Here is a 15,462-nt window from a genome sequence, read left to right on the forward strand (position 1 = left end):
GACTCAGCAGGCGTGGATTGGGGCGGTGTGGATTGGAAGGGCGCAGGCGGGCTCGCTTGGAAGGGTTGCACCGGGGTGCACCCCGCCAACAGCATCGCCAGCGCCCAAACGCCCGCCAGACCCCCTCGGCCGATCCGCGTCATCGGACCATGCTAGCGGCCGGCATCGGCGCGGCCAATGCCGTCTGCGGGCAGGGTCTCAGGTCCGGCTCAGGTCCCGGAATCGAGGGCACTCCGGACGGTGCCCAGCAGGGACAGGAACCGCTCATTGCCCGGCAGGTCATCGATCAGGACCACGCCCTCGGGAGCGGCCAGCGGGATGCGCCAGTTCGGGTACTCGGTGCTGGTGCCCGGCTGGTTCTGGGTCCGGGTCTCCCCCACGGCGTCCACGAGCGCCACGCCCAGCAGCGAGGACGGGGCCAACGCCGTGTAGGCGTACAGCGCCTCCACCGTGGCCCGGACATCGGTGCCGCCGGTGTCCGTCAGCAGGCCGCGTGCCCGGACCTGGCCCAGCACTGCCTCTTGCTCGGCCGCGGCCTCGGCGCGTTCTTCATCAATGGGGCGCCGCAACAGCCCGAGCGATTCCCGCAAAGTGACATGTTCCCCGGCAAGGTAACCCGCCGTCGGGGGCAGATCGTGGGTGTTGACGCTGGTCAGGCATTGCCGGCGGTAGTGCTCCGGCGGGATCGGGCCGTCGGCGTCGTGTTCGAACCAGAGAATTGATGTGCCGAAGATCCCCCGTTCGGCCAGGTAGCCGCGGACCCACGGCTCGAACACGCCCAGGTCTTCGCCGATCACGATCGCCCCGGCCCGTTGCGCCTCGAGGGCCAGGATGCCGATGAGCGCCTCGTAGTCGTAATGCACGTACGTGCCGTGCTCCGGGCCGGCGCCCTCGGGGATCCACCACAACCGGAACAAGCCGAGGATATGGTCCACGCGGATGCCGCCGGCGTGCCGCAGCACGGTCCGGAGCATGTCCCGGTAGGCGGCATAGCCGGATTCGGCGAGCCGGCCCGGGTGCCACGGCGGCTGGGACCAGTTCTGGCCCAGCTGGTTGAACATGTCCGGAGGTGCGCCCACCGTAACGCCCCGGGCGAGAACGCCGGCCAGCGTCCAGGCGTCGGCACCGCCAGGCTTCACGCCAACGGCGAGGTCATGGACCACACCGATCCCCATCCCCGCCTGGCGTGCAGAACGCTGGGCCGCCTCGAGCTGCTGGTCGCAGAGCCACTGGAGCCAGCAGTGGAACTCGATCCGGGCGGCGAGCCTCTGCCGCTGCTCCACACAGTATGGCGAGGCCGGGGATGCCGCCGCCCCGGCCCATTCCGGCGCCGACTGCGGCAGCTGTTCGGCGAGCGCACACCACAGCGCAAAGTCCTCGAGCCCCTGCCCCTGCTCGGCACAGAAGTCCGCGAACTGCCGCGTGCGGGCCGGACCGCGGCGAACCGCAAACACGAGCTCCAGGGCCGTGAGCTTCGCCGTGTAGCTGGCGTTGCGGTCCAGGAGGTCCCGTGACCGGTTGGCCGCCTGCAAACCTTCGGCCAGGCGTGCCACCTCGGCCCGGCCTGCAGCGTCCAGGTAACCGTATTCCGGGATTTCCTCCACCCGCAGGTAGAGCGGGCTGAAAAAGCGCCGGGTGGCGGGCAGGTACGGGGAGTCCTCGACCGGCGGCACGGGTTCGGCGGCATGCAGCGGGTTGACCAGCACAAAGCCGGCCCCCTGCTCACCGGCAACCGCGGCGAGGTCGCTGAGGTCCGCGAAGTCGCCAATCCCCCAGGACCGGGAGGACCGCACGGAGTACAGCTGGGCCGTCAGCCCCCAGGTGCGGCGTTTCGCGAGCACGGCAGGGGCCCGGAGCTGGTCGGGCGTCACAACCAGCGGGCACTGCGCCAGGGTGCCTTCGGCGTCGGCTGTCAGGGTGTGCCAGCCCAGGCCGAGGCCGCCGGGAATGGCGAACGTGGCACGTCCTGTCAGGACGCCGTCGACGTCAACCGGCTGGTCCCAGTTCTCCCTCTGGACGGCGTCATGCCTGCTGCCGTCCTCGGCATCGATCCAGACGCGGACACCGCTGCCGTGCGGGACATGGACATCCACGGGGGTCTCCCGTCCCTCCCTCACCACAAGAACCGGCGGGAGGGTGCGCCGCCACGGTGCCAGCCGGGACTCGGCCAGGGAGCGCTGCTGCTCCTGGAGCCCGTCGGCGGGGACACCGAGGGCCGCCAGCACGTCCCGCAGCGTTCCGGCGGCCACGGAGTGCTCTACTCCGTCCCAGCCCCAGTAGCTCGTGTCCACGCCATGGGCCGCGGCGAGTTCGCGCAGCAGTGCGTCAGCCATGTCAGTGACCCCGGGGTTCCCGGGACTTCCAGGTGAACCTGCGCATTCCGGGTTTGCGGGGTTTTCGGTGGTCTCGGGATGCGTCTGGTCCGCCATGCGCCCACTCTAGACGCTGCCTCCGCGCCCCGCGCCCCCTCCGTGGATGTGCGATTCACCTACCAGTTCTTCGAGTCCCTCCACGGCGGCCGCAAACGCAGGACCGATGGACGGGTACCACCACGGACACTGCCCGCGGCGCGGAAAGGCCCTTCCGACCGTTTAGGCGCCGCCACAGCGCCCGCGCTAGCCTTGCACTCTATGGTTGACGTCGAACGGTTCCGGATCCTGCTGCACGAGGAACGTCACCGGAAGCTTGCCCTCCTGCCCGCTCTCCGCGAAGACATCACCTCGGTCAATGCCGCCCGCCGGGACTCCAATGTCGACGACGAGCACGATCCCGAGGGCACCACCATCGCCTTCGAGCTGTCCCAGGCATCCGCGCTCCTGGAACAGAGCCGGGCCTCCTTGGCGCAGATCGATGCCGCCCTTTCCCGGATGGAAGAGGGCACCTACGGGATCTGCGCAGTGTGCGGCGCCCCGATCCCCGAGGGCCGGCTGGAGGCCAGGCCCTGGACGGCGTACTGCATCGAGCATGCCTCGGGCAGGACATGACCCGCCACGGCCTCCCGGTGGAACCGAACCTGGCCCTGACGTGGTGGGAGCGGATCGTTGCCGGGTTCACCCACACCCCCAGCCCGCACGTGACCAGTACCGAGCTCGTGGCGGTGATCCTGCTGGCCGTCGCCGTGTCCCTGCCGCGCCAGACCTGGCGCTACTTTGGTCTGCTCGCCACCGTGACCCACGAACTCGGACACGCGTTCGCCGCCCTCACCTCCGGCCAGCGGCTCGGGGGCATCCGGCTGGGCCTGGACCACTCCGGCACCACCACGACTTACAGCCGGAGCCGGCTCTCCGCCGCCTGGTCGACCTTCTGGGGTTACCCCGTGCCCGCCGTCGTTGGTGCAGTGATGGTCTGGTGCGGATTCAACGGCTGGGGACCCGCCGCGATGTCGGTGGGCACGCTGATCCTCCTGGCGTCATTCCTGTTCCTGCGCAACGGCGTCGGCCTCCTCATCACTGCCGCCGCCGTGCTGGGCTCGGCGCTCCTGGTGCTGTTTGTGCCGCCGGCGTTCAACGCTCACGTGATGATCGTGCTGGGCCTGGCGCTCCTGGTCGCGGCCGTCAGGGATCTCGGCAAACTGGCGAACGTCCATCTGCGGCACCGCGACAGGCTCCCGACGTCGGACGCCTACCTGCTGGCCCGGGCCACCTCCGTCCCCGCCGCGGTATGGATTGCGCTCTTCGCCGCCGTGGTGGCCGGCGCCTGGTGGTTTGCCTGGCAGCCCATGGCGCCGGTGTTCACCGCCATGTAGTGCGCAACAGTGTTCGGACCGTTCAGTGCCCGGCCTTAGGCTGGGACCATGAGCCAGAGAACCCACACCGACGATCCGGGATTCAGCACCAAGGGCGCCTACGTGACCGGCGGCGAGGAATTCACCCGGGACACCAACTACATTGAGGACCGGATCACCCGGGACGGCGGCGCGGGCCGCAACGGCGAGCCCGGCTGGCCGGTGGAGCCTGGCCGCTACCGCCTCATCGCGGCGCGTGCCTGCCCGTGGGCCAACCGCACGGTGATCGTGCGCCGGCTGCTCGGGCTGGAAGAGGTCATCTCCCTCGGCCAGCCCGGTCCCACCCACGACGCCCGGTCCTGGACGTTCGACCTCGACCCGGATGGCAGGGACCCCGTCCTCGGGATTGAGCGCATCCAGGACGCGTACTTCCGCCGCTTCCCCGGCTACCCCCGAGGGATTACCGTCCCGGCGATCGTGGACGTGCCCAGCGGGCAGGTCGTCACCAACGACTTCGCCCAGATCACGCTCGACTTTTCCACGCAGTGGGCGCAGTATCACCGGGCCGGTGCGCCGGAGCTGTACCCGGAGCACCTGAGGGAAGAAATCGACGCCGTCAACAAGCGCGTCTTCACCGAAGTGAACAACGGGGTCTACCGGTGCGGCTTCGCCGGTTCCCAGGAGGCCTATAACGCCGCCTACGATCGGCTCTGGACGGCTCTCGACTGGCTCGAAGACCGCCTGGCCGGGCAACGCTACCTGGTGGGCGACACCATCACGGAGGCAGATGTCCGCCTGTTCACGACGCTGGCCCGCTTCGACGCCGTGTATCACGGCCACTTCAAGTGCAACCGGCAAAAGCTCAGCGAGATGCCGGTCCTGTGGGCCTACGCCCGCGACCTATTCCAGACGCCCGGGTTCGGTGACACCACCGACTTTGTGCAGATCAAGGAGCACTACTACATCGTCCATGAGGACATCAATCCCACCGGAGTGGTCCCGCGCGGACCTGAACTGGGCAACTGGCTCTCAGAACACGGCCGCGAAGCGCTGGGCGGCCGGCCGTTCGGCGACGGCACGGCTCCCGGACCGGTCCGCGCCGGTGAAGAGGTCGCCCCGGGACACGGCGCAGCCTGATGCCGGCAGCGGCCGGCGCGGAGCCGGGGTGGGGCACGGCAAGCGGAGCTGTGGAGACGGGAGCTGTGGACACATCAGCGCGGACCGTCTCGACCGGCCTTGCCACCCCCGAATTCGCGGAAGTTCGTGAGCTCTTCGACTCCTTCCTGTCCGATGACGCGGGCTACAGCGCGCAACTGTCCGTCTACCGCCGCGGCACCAAGGTGGTGGACCTTTACGGCGGCCCGGGCTTCGCGCCAGGGGACATCACTGGCACCTAATCCTGTTCCAAGGGAGTCGCCGCATTCGTGATCGCCCTCCTCGTCCAGGACGGCCGGCTCGACCTTGACCGGACCGTCGCGTCCTACTGGCCGGAGTTCGGCGTCCAGGGCAAGGACCGGCTCACCGTGCGGCAGGCCCTGTCCCATCAGGCGGGGCTGCCCGGCGTCGTCGGCGGTTTTCCGCTGGCGGAGTTCACCACGCCCGCCGCGGCACGGCGTCTCGCGGCCTCGGCGCCGCTGTGGCGCCCGGGCACGGCCTTCGGCTACCACGCACTGACCATGGGGATCCTGATGGAGGAGCTTTGCCGCCGTATCTCCGGGATGCCGCTCCAGGGGCTCTACGACGCACGCATCCGCCACCCGTGGGGCATTGACTTCTTCCTGGGCCTGCCTGAGGACCAGGAACCGCGATACCGCGAGGTACTCTACGATCCCGACCCGGCCCAGCCGTGGCTGGACCCGCTCAGCCTCGATGGCCTGGTCAGCAACGCGCCGGTCAGCACCATCATGGAGCTGCCCAACCATCGGTCAGTGCGCGCCTCGGGGATGAGCAGCGCCGGAGGTGTGGGGTCAGCCGACGGGCTGGCCAGGCTCTATGCCGCCGCCACAACGGGGGTGGACGGCAGCCCCGCGTTCCTGAACCCGGCCACCATCGATCTCATGGCCGCGGAGCAGGTCTGGGGACTGGACCGTTGCTCCGGCTCGGACAACGCCTTCGCCGTGGTGTTCATGAAACCCCAGCCGGGACGGAACTTCGGCAGCCATCTGGCGTTCGGACACGAGGGCGCCAACGCTGCCCTCGGCTTCGCGGATCCCGGCTACGGCCTCGGGTTCGGGTATGTGCCCCGCCGCAGCGAAGAGGGCAGGACCGGGGGCCGGGCCCAGCGGCTGTCCGCGGCGGTGCGGCGGGCCGCCCACGCCGCGTCCTGAGCGGGTCCGCATCGGTTCCTTCGGCGCCTCCCGGGGTTCGTCCAGTTGTCGCAGGAGCCTCCCGGCCCTAGGGTGAGCCGAATGGCCCTTCCAGAAAAGACTGTCGGCAGCCCGCCCTCCCCGCTGCGCCGATGGACCCGAACCGCGGGCAGCGCAGTCGCCGCGGCCGTGCTGTGGCCCCGGCTCCAGCTGGCCCTGAAGGCAGGGCTGGCCGCGGGCATCGCCTTCGCGATCGCCCCCTTCATGCCGGGCTCCGCCGCCGAGTATCCGTACTACGCCCCGCTCGGCGCCTTGGTGGCCATGTACGAGAACGTTGCCGGTTCCATGCGCCAGGGCGTACAGACGCTCGTCGGACTGGCGATCGGCGTCGGTCTTGCGTTCATGCTGTTCAGCCTCGGCGCGCCATCTCCGTGGACGGTCGCGGTGGTCATGGGCCTGGGCGTTATTCTTGCCGGCCTGCCCAAGATCGGTTCGGGCCGGGACTGGATCCCGACGGCGGCGCTTCTGGTGCTGTTGGTCGGCGGCCATAATCCGGACTCGTTCTCGTTCGGGTACCTCTTCCAGATGGGCGTCGGCGTCACGGTGGGCATCATCGTGAACCTGCTGGTCTTCCCGCCGCTGCACTTCCGGGCCGCGGCCCTGAGTATCGCGGAACTGCGCCAGGCGCTCGCCCAGCAGCTCTGGGACATGGGCAAGGCCCTCAAGGAAAGCTGGCCGCCGGAACATCAGGACTGGTCCCGCCGCTCGGAGGCGCTCGCAGCCCACGCCCGCTCCGTGCGCCTCGCCGTCGAGAAGGCCGATGCGAGCCGCCAGGCCAATCCCCGCCGCCACCTGCATCCGCGCGATATGGAGCTCGACTACCGGAACCTGCGGGACCTCGAGCGGCTGACCTTCCACGTCCAGGACGTGACCCAGGTGCTCTCGGACGTCATCTGGGACCATGACACCCCGTTCGTGGTCCCCGACGCCTACGCGGCGCCCCTCGGGGACGCCATGGCCTCCGTCGGGGACGTGCTGCGTGCCTTGGAGGAAGAACAGCCGGAACGCCAGGCCGAACTGGCCCGCTCCGCCGACGCGGCCATCAACGAGCTGACGGCCCGGCTTGCCGCCGAACAGCACAGCAGGGACGCCCCGAGCGCGGTGGAATCCATCCTCGTGAGCCTCCACCGCATGCTGCGCGTCGCCACGCCGGGCCGGCCGGAGGCAGAACCGGCCAACACGCCTGCAAGCTAGGCAAACGCGCGGCGTCCGCCCGCTGGGCAGGCCCGACGGAACGGACGGCGGCGGCGGGGGCTGGGTTGTCCCGGCCCGGGAGATTCGTCCCGGGCCCGGCTACGGCAGCGCCGCGACAGAACCGCTGAAGTGCCGGCGCCCGGACAGCGGGTTCCACGCCACATAGTCGGAGCGCTGCCATGGGCCCCCGTCGGCCTGCACCGTGCTGATGTCCAGCGCCACGCGGGCCGGCAGGAACACGGGCGCTTCGAAGGCGACGTCCCAGCGGAACGAGTCCCCCCTGACGGCGCCGACGTCGGCCAGCGCCCGGGACGCCAGGTACATGCCGTGGGCAAGGGACCGCCGCTGACCGAGAGCCTTGGCAGTCAGGACGCTCAGGTGGATGGGGTTGAAGTCGCCGGACACAGCCGCGTAGGCCCGCCCGGTGTCAACGCCCAGCTGCCACAGGGCCGTGGGGTCCGGCACCGAGAACGGCGGCAGCGTCAACGGCACCGAGGTCTTGTCGATCCCGGGCAGGAACACCCCTTTGGCCAGGTAGGTCGAGACCCCGCGCCAGCGGACGGCGTCCTGGCCGGCGGCACGGACCTCTGCCACGACATCGAGCTGCGTGCCTGCCCGGTGTCCGCGCAGGTCCTGCACCCGGGCCCGGATATCCAGGGCCTGGGTGAACAGGACCGGCGCGGACTGCACCACCGTGTTGCTGAGGTGGATCATGCCCAGCAGGGGCAGCGGAAAATCGTCCCGGTTCAGCACGCTCATGGCCAGCGGAAACGCCAGGGCATGGATAAAGCCGGCCGGCAGGACATCGCTCGCGCTCTCGCCGATCAGGTGCTGGTAGGCCGTCAGGTTGGCGACGTCGGCCTTCACGCCGCGCACCTCGTGGGTGTAGGCCGGCAGCTCGGTGCCGCCGTGGGTGCCCAGAACCCGTCGCCGCGCCGCCGCGGCCGCCGCGTTGACGTAGAGCTTGGACAGGGCCGGCATCTCGCCGAGGATGACGGTCTGGGAACCGCTCATGCGCCCACCAGGTTCTGCCCGCAGACGCGCAGCACCTCGCCGGAAATCCCGCCGGCAGCGTCGCTGGCCAGGAACGCGATGGCCTCGGCGACGTCGCCGGGCTGGCCGCCCTGCTGCAGGGAGTTGAGCCGCCGTGCCACTTCGCGGGTCGCGAAGGGGATCCGGGCGGTCATCTCGGTTTCGATGAACCCCGGAGCGACGGCGTTGATGGACCCGCCGCGCCCGCCGATCAGCGGCGCCGTGGCACGGACCATGCCGATCACGCCGGCCTTGGACGCGGCATAGTTGGTCTGGCCGCGGTTTCCGGCGATGCCGCTGGTGGAGGCCACGGACACAATCCTGGGCGAGCCGCGGAAATGCTCCGAGGCCAGGAGCGCCTCATTGATCCGCAGTTGAGCGGCGATGTTGACGGCGATCACGGAGTTCCAGCGGCCCGCGTCCATGTTGGCCAGGAGCTTGTCACGGGTGATCCCGGCATTGTGGATGACGATGTCCAGCCGGCCGTGCCGTGCCGCGGCGTGGTCGATGATCCGTTGGCCGGCGTCGTCGCGGCTGATGTCCAGCTGCAGGGCCGTCCCGTGGACCTCGTTGGCCACCTCAGCAAGATGGTCCCCGGCCGCCGGGATGTCGACGAGGATGACCGTGGCGCCGTCGCGGTACAGGGTGCGGGCGATCGCGGCCCCGATTCCCCGGGCGGCGCCGGTCACCACGGCCACCTTGCCGGCCAGCGGCTTCCCGACGTCCCCGGGCAGCTGCCCGGCGTCGGAGCTGACGGTCAGGAACTGCCCGTCCACAAACGCCGAGCGGCCCGACAGGAAGAACCTCAACGCCCCCAGCGTCGCGGGGCTCGTAGGCCGTGCGCCGTCCCCGAGCAGGATGCCGTTGCCGGTGGCGCCGGCCCGGAGTTCCTTCGCCAAAGACCGCAGGAGACCGTCCACGCCCTGCCGGGCCGCTGCCGTTGCCGGCCCCGGCGCGGAGTCTGCCGTGCGGGACACGGTGATGAGGCGGGCGTTCGGGGCAAGATCGCGCAGCGAGGCGGCCGTGGTGAGGACGGGTTTTTCGAGGTCGCCGGGGTGGGCCAGTTCGTCCAGTACCAGGATGATGGCGCCGAGCTTTTCCTTGGGTATCGCGTGACGGCGGACATCGAGGTTCCAGGACAGGAGTGTGGCGGCGAGCTCGTCCGCGCCGCCGGTTGATCCCTGGACCAGTAAGGGCCCTTCGATGAGGGGGCGGCCGGGCTGGTACCGCCGGAGGGCCACCGGCTGCGGGAGGCCGAGCCGCTTGGCGATGTCCTTGCCGAGTCCGTGGCTGACGAACTGGGTGTATTTGTCGCTCATCCGATTCTCCCTAGAGTGCTTCGAGGATTGCGACGACGCCCTGGCCGCCGGCGGCGCAAATGGACACCAGCCCGCGGGCCGGGCGCCCGTTGACCTGGCCTTGGGCGTGCAGCATTTTGGCCAGCGACGCCACGATCCGGCCGCCCGTGGCAGCAAACGGGTGTCCGGCGGCCAGCGAGGAGCCGTTGACGTTCAGTTTGGTCCGGTCGATGCTGCCGAAGGCGCCGTCCAGGCCCAGGCGGGTGCGGCCGAAGTCCTCGTCCTCCCACGCGGCCAGGGTGCTCAGCACCGTGCCGGCGAAGGCCTCATGGATCTCGAAGAAGTCGATGTCGGCGAGGGTGAGATTGTGGCGTGCGAGCAGCCGGGGCACCGCGAATGCCGGCGCCATGAGCAGCCCGTCCTTGCCGTGGACAAAGTCGACGGCGGCCGCCTCGCCGTCGACCACCGCGGCGAGCTTGGGGAGGTCGTGGGCGTCGGCCCACTCCTCGGACGCGAGCAGCACGGTGGAGGCACCATCGGTCAGCGGGGTGGAGTTGCCGGCCGTCATGGTCGCTTCGGCACCCAGGTTCTTGCCGAAAACGGGTTTGAGTGTGGCCAGTTTCTCCAGGCTCGTATCGGCGCGCAGGTTAGAGTCCCGGCTCAGTCCCCGGTAAGGGGTCAGGAGGTCGTCGAAGAAGCCGGCGTCGAAGGCCGCGGCAAGATTCCGGTGGCTGTTGAAGGCGAGCTCATCCTGGGCCTCGCGGGTGATCTTCCACTGCGCGGTGGTCAGCGCCTGGTGCTCGCCCATCGACAGTCCGGTACGCGGCTCCCCCGTGTTCGGGGCATCGGGGGCCAGATCCTTGGGCCGGAGCCGGCTGAGGACCTGCAGCTTCCGGGACACGGTCTTGGCACGGTTGAGGTCCAGGAGCACCTCGCGCAGTCCCTCGCTGACCGCGATGGGGGCGTCAGAGGCGGAGTCGACGCCGCCGGCTATCGCGGAATCGATCTGGCCCAGCTTGATTTTGTTCGCCAGGCCGAGCACCGTTTCCAGGCCGGTGGCGCAGGCCTGCTGGAGGTCGTACGCCGGGGTCTCGGCAGAGAGGGCCGAGCCCAGCACGGCCTCCCGGGTGAGGTTGAAGTCGCGGGAGTGCTTGAGGACGGCTCCGGCCGCGACTTCCCCGATCCGTTCGTCCTGAAGGCCGAAGCGGGCAATCAGCCCGTCCAGGGCGGCGGTGAGCATGTCCTGGTTGGAGGACTTGGTATACGCGCCGCCGGTCCGGGCAAAGGGGATGCGGTTACCGCCCACCACCACAGCCCTGCGGAGCTGCGCCGATGCCGCGCCGACGTGCTGTGTCGTCACTGCGGCCGCCCCGGCGGCGGGCCCCGCGGCGGGCCCCGCGGCGGATGTTCCGGCGGCTGGTTTGGCGGCTGGTTGGGGGCGGGGCACTGACGGTCCGTTGACGGACATGGGCTGTCTCCTTCGATCAAAGCGATTACCGATACCCAGCGTACCTGATACGCTGGGTATCGTGAACATCCCCAACGACACCCCGCCCGCCGGGCAGGCCGCCGTCGACGGCCGCGCTTCCCGCTGGCAATCCCACCGCGAGGAACGGCGGCGGGAGCTCATCAAGTCGGCCCGGAGGGCTGTGCACGCCCTTGGCAGTGAAGCGTCGATGGAGGACATTGCCGCAGCCGCGGGAACCTCAAAGTCTGTGTTCTACCGCTATTTCGGCGACAAGGCCGGACTCCAGCAGGCCGTGGGCGAAGTGGTCCTGAGCCAGATGCAGCGGCGCATCCAGGAGGCGGCCCAGAGCGCCCAGACGCCCCGTGAAGGACTGTTCGCCATGGTGTCCGCCTACCTGCAGATGGCCGAGACCAGCCCGAATGTCTACACCTTCGTCACGCGCTACGCCCCCGGCGAAGCGGATACCGCCAGCCCGCCCATTTCCACAGCCGGTGCATTGAGCCACTTCTTCGCCGCCATCAGCGACATGATTGCCCGGCCCATGCGCAGCCATCTGGGCGGCGGCCCGGACAAGGAAGCCGTGATCGGCTACTGGCCCAATGCCGCGATCGGCCTGGTGCGGAACGCCGGAGAGCAATGGCTCGCCAGCCCGCCCGGACCCGGTAAACCGGACCAGGAAGCCATGGCTCGGCAGATCACGGACTGGCTCTGCTTCGGGATCGCGCCCGAGCTGCAGACGCCCTCGCCAGCACCGGCGGACCCGGCAGGCCAGGGCACGCTGTAACGCGGCACGCCGGCCCGCGCCGACGAACTGAATTGTCAGCACTAAAGATTGTCAGAACCACAGAAGGAAACGACATGACTGAACTAGCCGACCGCACCACCGGCAACGCATCTCGCCACACCACGACGCCGGCAGCCACAACGGCCGGCCGTTCCGGCGCCGAACCCAGCTCCCCTGAGGCGCCCGCCGTCGACGTCGCGGCCCTTGGCGAACAGCTCCTCGGCAAGTGGGCCGATATCCGGCTGAAGTCCAGGGGCCTCGCCGGCCGCCCGGAACTGCACAAGATCGAGGGCCTGACCCACACCGAGCATCGCCAGCGCGCGTTCGGACAGCTCAGGATCCTGGTGGACAACGGCGCCGTTCACCGCGCATTCCCCACGTCCGTGGGCGGCTCGGATGATCACGGCGGGAACGTGGCCGGTTTCCAGGAGCTGGTCATCGCCGACCCGTCGCTGCAGATCAAGGCCGGTGTCCAGTGGGGACTGTTCGGCTCCGCGGTGAACCACCTCGGCACCGCCGAACACCACGAAAAGTGGCTGCCCGGCATCATGAGCCTGGACATTCCGGGCTGCTTCGCCATGACGGAGACCGGGCACGGTTCGGACGTGGCCAGCATTGCCACCACCGCCACCTACGACGCCGCGGCCCAGGAGTTCGTGGTCCACACGCCGTTCCGGGCCGCGTGGAAAGACTACATCGGCAACGCCGCCACCGACGGCCTGGCCGCCGTCGTGTTCGCCCAACTGGTCACCAAGGGCGTCAACCACGGCGTGCACGCGTTCTACATGGACCTGCGGGACCCCGAAACCAAGGAATTTCTGCCGGGCATCGGCGGCGACGACGACGGCGTTAAGGGCGGCCTGAACGGCATCGACAACGGCCGGCTGCACTTCACCCAGGTCCGGATCCCCCGCACCAACCTCCTGAACCGCTACGGCGACGTCGACCCTGAGGGCACCTACACGTCCCCCATCGGCAGTCCGGGCCGCCGTTTCTTCACCATGCTCGGCACGCTGGTCCAGGGCCGGGTCTCCCTCGACGGCGCCGCCGTGACGGCGTCGAAACTGGCCCTGAAAACCGCCATCCAGTACGCCACCGAACGCCGGCAGTTCAACGCCTCCTCGCAGACCGACGAAGAAGTCCTGCTGGACTACCAGCGGCACCAGCGCCGGCTCTTCACCCGGCTGGCCACCACGTACGCCGCGAGCTTCGCCAGTGACCAGCTGCTGCAGAAATTCGACGACGTCTTCTCCGGCCGTCACAGCACCGACCAGGACCGCCAGGACCTCGAGACCCTGGCCGCGGCACTCAAACCGCTCAGCACCTGGCACGCACTCGATACCCTGCAGGAATGCCGCGAGGCCTGCGGCGGCGCCGGGTTCCTGATCGAGAACCGTTTCGCCTCGCTCCGCGCCGACCTGGACGTGTACGCCACTTTCGAGGGCGACAACACGGTCCTGCTGCAGCTGGTCGCCAAGCGGCTGCTGGCCGACTACGCCAAGGAATTCCGCACCGTGAACTTCGGCGTGCTGGCCCGCTACGTCGTGGGCCAGGCCACCGGTGTCGCGATCCACCGCACCGGACTGCGCGGCGTCGCCCAGTTCGTGGCGGACACCGGATCAGTGCAGAAAGCGGCCCTGGCGATCAAGGACGAAGCAAGCCAGCGGACCCTGCTGACGGACCGCGTCCAGACCATGGTCGCGGAGGTGGCCACGGCCCTCAAGGGTGCCAACCGGCTCCCGCAGCAGCAGGGCGCCGCCTTGTTCAACGCGCACCAGCACGAACTCATCGAGGCCGCCCAGGCCCATGCGGAGCTGCTGCAGTGGGAGGCCTTTACCGAGGCCCTCGGGAAAGTCAGCGACCCGGGCACGCACAAGGTCCTGACGTGGCTGCGTGATCTGTTCGGCCTGTCCCTGATCGAGAAGAACCTGTCCTGGTACCTCATGAACGGCAGGCTGTCGATGCAGCGCGGACGCACCGTGGGCGAATACATCAACCGCCTGCTCGTGAAGATCCGCCCGCACGCCGTGGACCTGGTGGACGCCTTCGGCTACGGACCGGAGCACCTCCGCGCGGAGATCTCCACCGGCGCGGAGAAAGTCCGCCAGGACGAGGCCCGGGACTACTTCCGGAAGCAGCGGGCCAGCGGCCAGGCACCCCTGGACGAAAAGATCCTGCTCGCCCGCGCGGCCCGGGTGACAAAGGCCCACGACACGAAAACCCACGGCACAAAGGCCCACGGCGCCTGACCCAGCCGAATTACGACGACGGCGCCGCCGCCTCAGCAGGGGCGGCGCCGTCGTCGATTGCCGTTCAGATGCGGGTCAGGAGCCCTCGTTGAGCACCGAGCGGTAAACCTCAAGCGTGGTCTCCGTGATCGATTCCCAGGAGAAGTGCTCCTCGGCCCGGCGCCGGCCGGCTTCGCCCATGGCGCGCGCCCGGGCAGGATCGGACACCACTTCGATGAGGGCCTCGGCAAAGTCGGTGACGAACTTCTCCGGGTCCAGCGGGATGCCGGTGCCGTCCGTGACCTGCTCGATCGGAACAAGCAGCCCGGTCTTGCCGTGCTCGACGACCTCCGGAATACCGCCGGTGGCGCTGGCCACCACGGCGGCACCGCACGCCATCGCCTCCAGGTTGACGATGCCCAGCGGTTCGTAAATGGACGGGCACGCGAACGCGGTCGCGTGGCTGAGCACCTGGATGACCTCGTTGCGGGGCAGCATCCGCTCGATCAGGATCACGCCGCTGCGCTGGCTCTGGAGCTCCTCGATCAGGCGTGCCGTCTCGGCCGCCAGTTCCGGAGTGTCCGCGGCACCGAGGCACAGCACCAGCTGGACGTCGGCCGGGAGCTTGGCGGCGGCCCGCAGCAGGTAGGGTACGCCCTTCTGCCGGGTGTTCCGGCCCACAAAAACAACGCTGGGGCGCTCCGGATCGATCCCGAGCGGACGGATGATGTCATCAGATTCGTCCCGGTTCCACTGGCTGACATCGATGCCGTTATGGACCACCTTGACCTTGGCCGGATCCACGTCGGGATAGCTGCGCAGGATGTCCTGCCGCATCCCTTCAGAGACCGCGATAATGGCGGCAGCGGCCTCGTAGGCGGTCTTTTCCACCCATGAGGACACCGCGTATCCGCCACCGAGTTGCTCGGCCTTCCACGGGCGCAGCGGTTCCAGGCTGTGGGCGCTGAGGACATGCGGGATGCCGTGGAGCAGGGACGCGATGTGTCCGGCCATGTTGGCATACCAGGTGTGGGAGTGGACCAGGTCCGCGCCGGCTATGTCCGGAACGATCCTCAGGTCCACCCCGAGGGTCTGGATGGCGGCGTTTGCTGAGCCCAGGTCGTCGGGCACGGAATACGACGTGACGGTCGCTCCGTGATACCCGGGCTCGCGGGGCGCGCCGAAGGCACGCACCTGAAGATCCACGCGTTGGGCCAGCACCCTGCTGAGCTCGGCCACATGGACCCCGGCGCCGCCGTATATTTCCGGCGGGAATTCTTTGGTCACAATATCTATTCGCACATGCACCAAGGTAGTCGTTACGGTGGAACTGATCTAGTGTGAAGACGTTCGGGCATGCCGGACTGT

The 15,462-nt window shown here is 69.3% G+C and carries 11 protein-coding genes and 1 pseudogene; 7 read left to right on the forward strand and 5 right to left on the reverse strand.

Annotated features, from left to right (window positions below; all coding sequences use genetic code 11):
- Window positions 1-209: 209 nt before the first annotated feature.
- Window positions 210-2,429, reverse strand: coding sequence for a 4-alpha-glucanotransferase (malQ, locus tag LQV16_RS03625; RefSeq protein ID WP_229992581.1), 2,220 nt, complete (start codon window positions 2,427-2,429; stop codon window positions 210-212).
- Between the two features lie 201 nt (window positions 2,430-2,630).
- Between malQ and LQV16_RS03630 the strand changes: the two genes are divergently transcribed.
- The 5 genes and pseudogenes from LQV16_RS03630 (at window position 2,631) to LQV16_RS03650 (ending at window position 7,284) form a co-directional block, all read left to right on the forward strand.
- Entirely contained in the window at window positions 2,631-2,984 is a 354-nt protein-coding gene (locus LQV16_RS03630; protein ID WP_229992582.1) for a TraR/DksA C4-type zinc finger protein, read from the forward strand.
- Complete coding sequence (locus LQV16_RS03635) at window positions 2,981-3,745, forward strand: M50 family metallopeptidase (RefSeq protein ID WP_229992583.1); 765 nt, start codon at window positions 2,981-2,983, stop codon at window positions 3,743-3,745. Before LQV16_RS03630 ends, LQV16_RS03635 begins: the two co-directional genes overlap by 4 nt.
- A 48-nt stretch (window positions 3,746-3,793) precedes the next feature.
- On the forward strand, window positions 3,794-4,861 hold the full coding sequence (locus LQV16_RS03640; RefSeq protein ID WP_229992584.1) for a glutathione S-transferase C-terminal domain-containing protein: 1,068 nt from the start codon (window positions 3,794-3,796) through the stop codon (window positions 4,859-4,861).
- Window positions 4,862-4,926: 65 nt separating this feature from the next.
- A pseudogene (locus LQV16_RS03645) lies at window positions 4,927-6,051 on the forward strand (serine hydrolase domain-containing protein).
- Window positions 6,052-6,132: 81 nt separating this feature from the next.
- On the forward strand, window positions 6,133-7,284 hold the full coding sequence (locus LQV16_RS03650; RefSeq protein ID WP_356815675.1) for an aromatic acid exporter family protein: 1,152 nt from the start codon (window positions 6,133-6,135) through the stop codon (window positions 7,282-7,284).
- A 99-nt stretch (window positions 7,285-7,383) separates the two neighbouring features.
- On the opposite strand, the gene LQV16_RS03655 is transcribed toward LQV16_RS03650, so the two are convergent.
- The 3 genes from LQV16_RS03655 to LQV16_RS03665 are packed head-to-tail and all read right to left on the reverse strand — an operon-like array spanning window position 7,384 to window position 11,082.
- Window positions 7,384-8,298, reverse strand: a complete 915-nt coding sequence (locus LQV16_RS03655; RefSeq protein WP_229992585.1) for a MaoC/PaaZ C-terminal domain-containing protein — start codon at window positions 8,296-8,298, stop codon at window positions 7,384-7,386.
- Window positions 8,295-9,635 carry a 3-oxoacyl-ACP reductase gene (locus tag LQV16_RS03660; protein ID WP_229992586.1) on the reverse strand — a complete coding sequence of 447 codons (1,341 nt, stop codon included), beginning with the start codon at window positions 9,633-9,635 and terminating at the stop codon, window positions 8,295-8,297. Before LQV16_RS03660 ends, LQV16_RS03655 begins: the two co-directional genes overlap by 4 nt.
- Window positions 9,636-9,645: 10 nt before the next feature.
- Complete coding sequence (locus tag LQV16_RS03665; protein ID WP_229992587.1) at window positions 9,646-11,082, reverse strand: acetyl-CoA C-acetyltransferase; 1,437 nt, start codon at window positions 11,080-11,082, stop codon at window positions 9,646-9,648.
- A 61-nt stretch (window positions 11,083-11,143) separates the two neighbouring features.
- On the opposite strand from LQV16_RS03665, the gene LQV16_RS03670 reads away from it, so the two are divergent.
- Window positions 11,144-11,866 (forward strand): TetR/AcrR family transcriptional regulator, encoded by a 723-nt coding sequence (locus LQV16_RS03670; RefSeq protein ID WP_229992588.1) that lies wholly within the window; start codon window positions 11,144-11,146, stop codon window positions 11,864-11,866.
- 74 nt (window positions 11,867-11,940) lie between these two features.
- Window positions 11,941-14,115, forward strand: coding sequence for an acyl-CoA dehydrogenase (locus tag LQV16_RS03675; protein ID WP_229992589.1), 2,175 nt, complete (start codon window positions 11,941-11,943; stop codon window positions 14,113-14,115).
- 75 nt (window positions 14,116-14,190) lie between these two features.
- Here LQV16_RS03675 and glgA read toward each other — a convergent pair whose 3' ends face one another.
- Complete coding sequence (glgA, locus tag LQV16_RS03680) at window positions 14,191-15,396, reverse strand: glycogen synthase (protein ID WP_229992590.1); 1,206 nt, start codon at window positions 15,394-15,396, stop codon at window positions 14,191-14,193.
- Window positions 15,397-15,462 lie beyond the last annotated feature (66 nt).

It is taken from the genome of Arthrobacter sp. Bi26, assembly GCF_918697925.1.
Lineage (GTDB): Bacteria > Actinomycetota > Actinomycetes > Actinomycetales > Micrococcaceae > Arthrobacter.

Bases quoted from the DNA above. Each gene is read 5' to 3' on its own strand.
- malQ (WP_229992581.1), bottom strand. From the start codon at position 2,429: ATGGCGGACCAGACGCATCCCGAGACCACCGAAAACCCCGCAAACCCG.
- LQV16_RS03630 (WP_229992582.1), top strand. From the start codon at position 2,631: ATGGTTGACGTCGAACGGTTCCGGATCCTGCTGCACGAGGAACGTCAC.
- LQV16_RS03635 (WP_229992583.1), top strand. From the start codon at position 2,981: ATGACCCGCCACGGCCTCCCGGTGGAACCGAACCTGGCCCTGACGTGG.
- LQV16_RS03640 (WP_229992584.1), top strand. From the start codon at position 3,794: ATGAGCCAGAGAACCCACACCGACGATCCGGGATTCAGCACCAAGGGC.
- LQV16_RS03650 (WP_356815675.1), top strand. From the start codon at position 6,133: ATGGCCCTTCCAGAAAAGACTGTCGGCAGCCCGCCCTCCCCGCTGCGC.
- LQV16_RS03655 (WP_229992585.1), bottom strand. From the start codon at position 8,298: ATGAGCGGTTCCCAGACCGTCATCCTCGGCGAGATGCCGGCCCTGTCC.
- LQV16_RS03660 (WP_229992586.1), bottom strand. From the start codon at position 9,635: ATGAGCGACAAATACACCCAGTTCGTCAGCCACGGACTCGGCAAGGAC.
- LQV16_RS03665 (WP_229992587.1), bottom strand. From the start codon at position 11,082: ATGTCCGTCAACGGACCGTCAGTGCCCCGCCCCCAACCAGCCGCCAAA.
- LQV16_RS03675 (WP_229992589.1), top strand. From the start codon at position 11,941: ATGACTGAACTAGCCGACCGCACCACCGGCAACGCATCTCGCCACACC.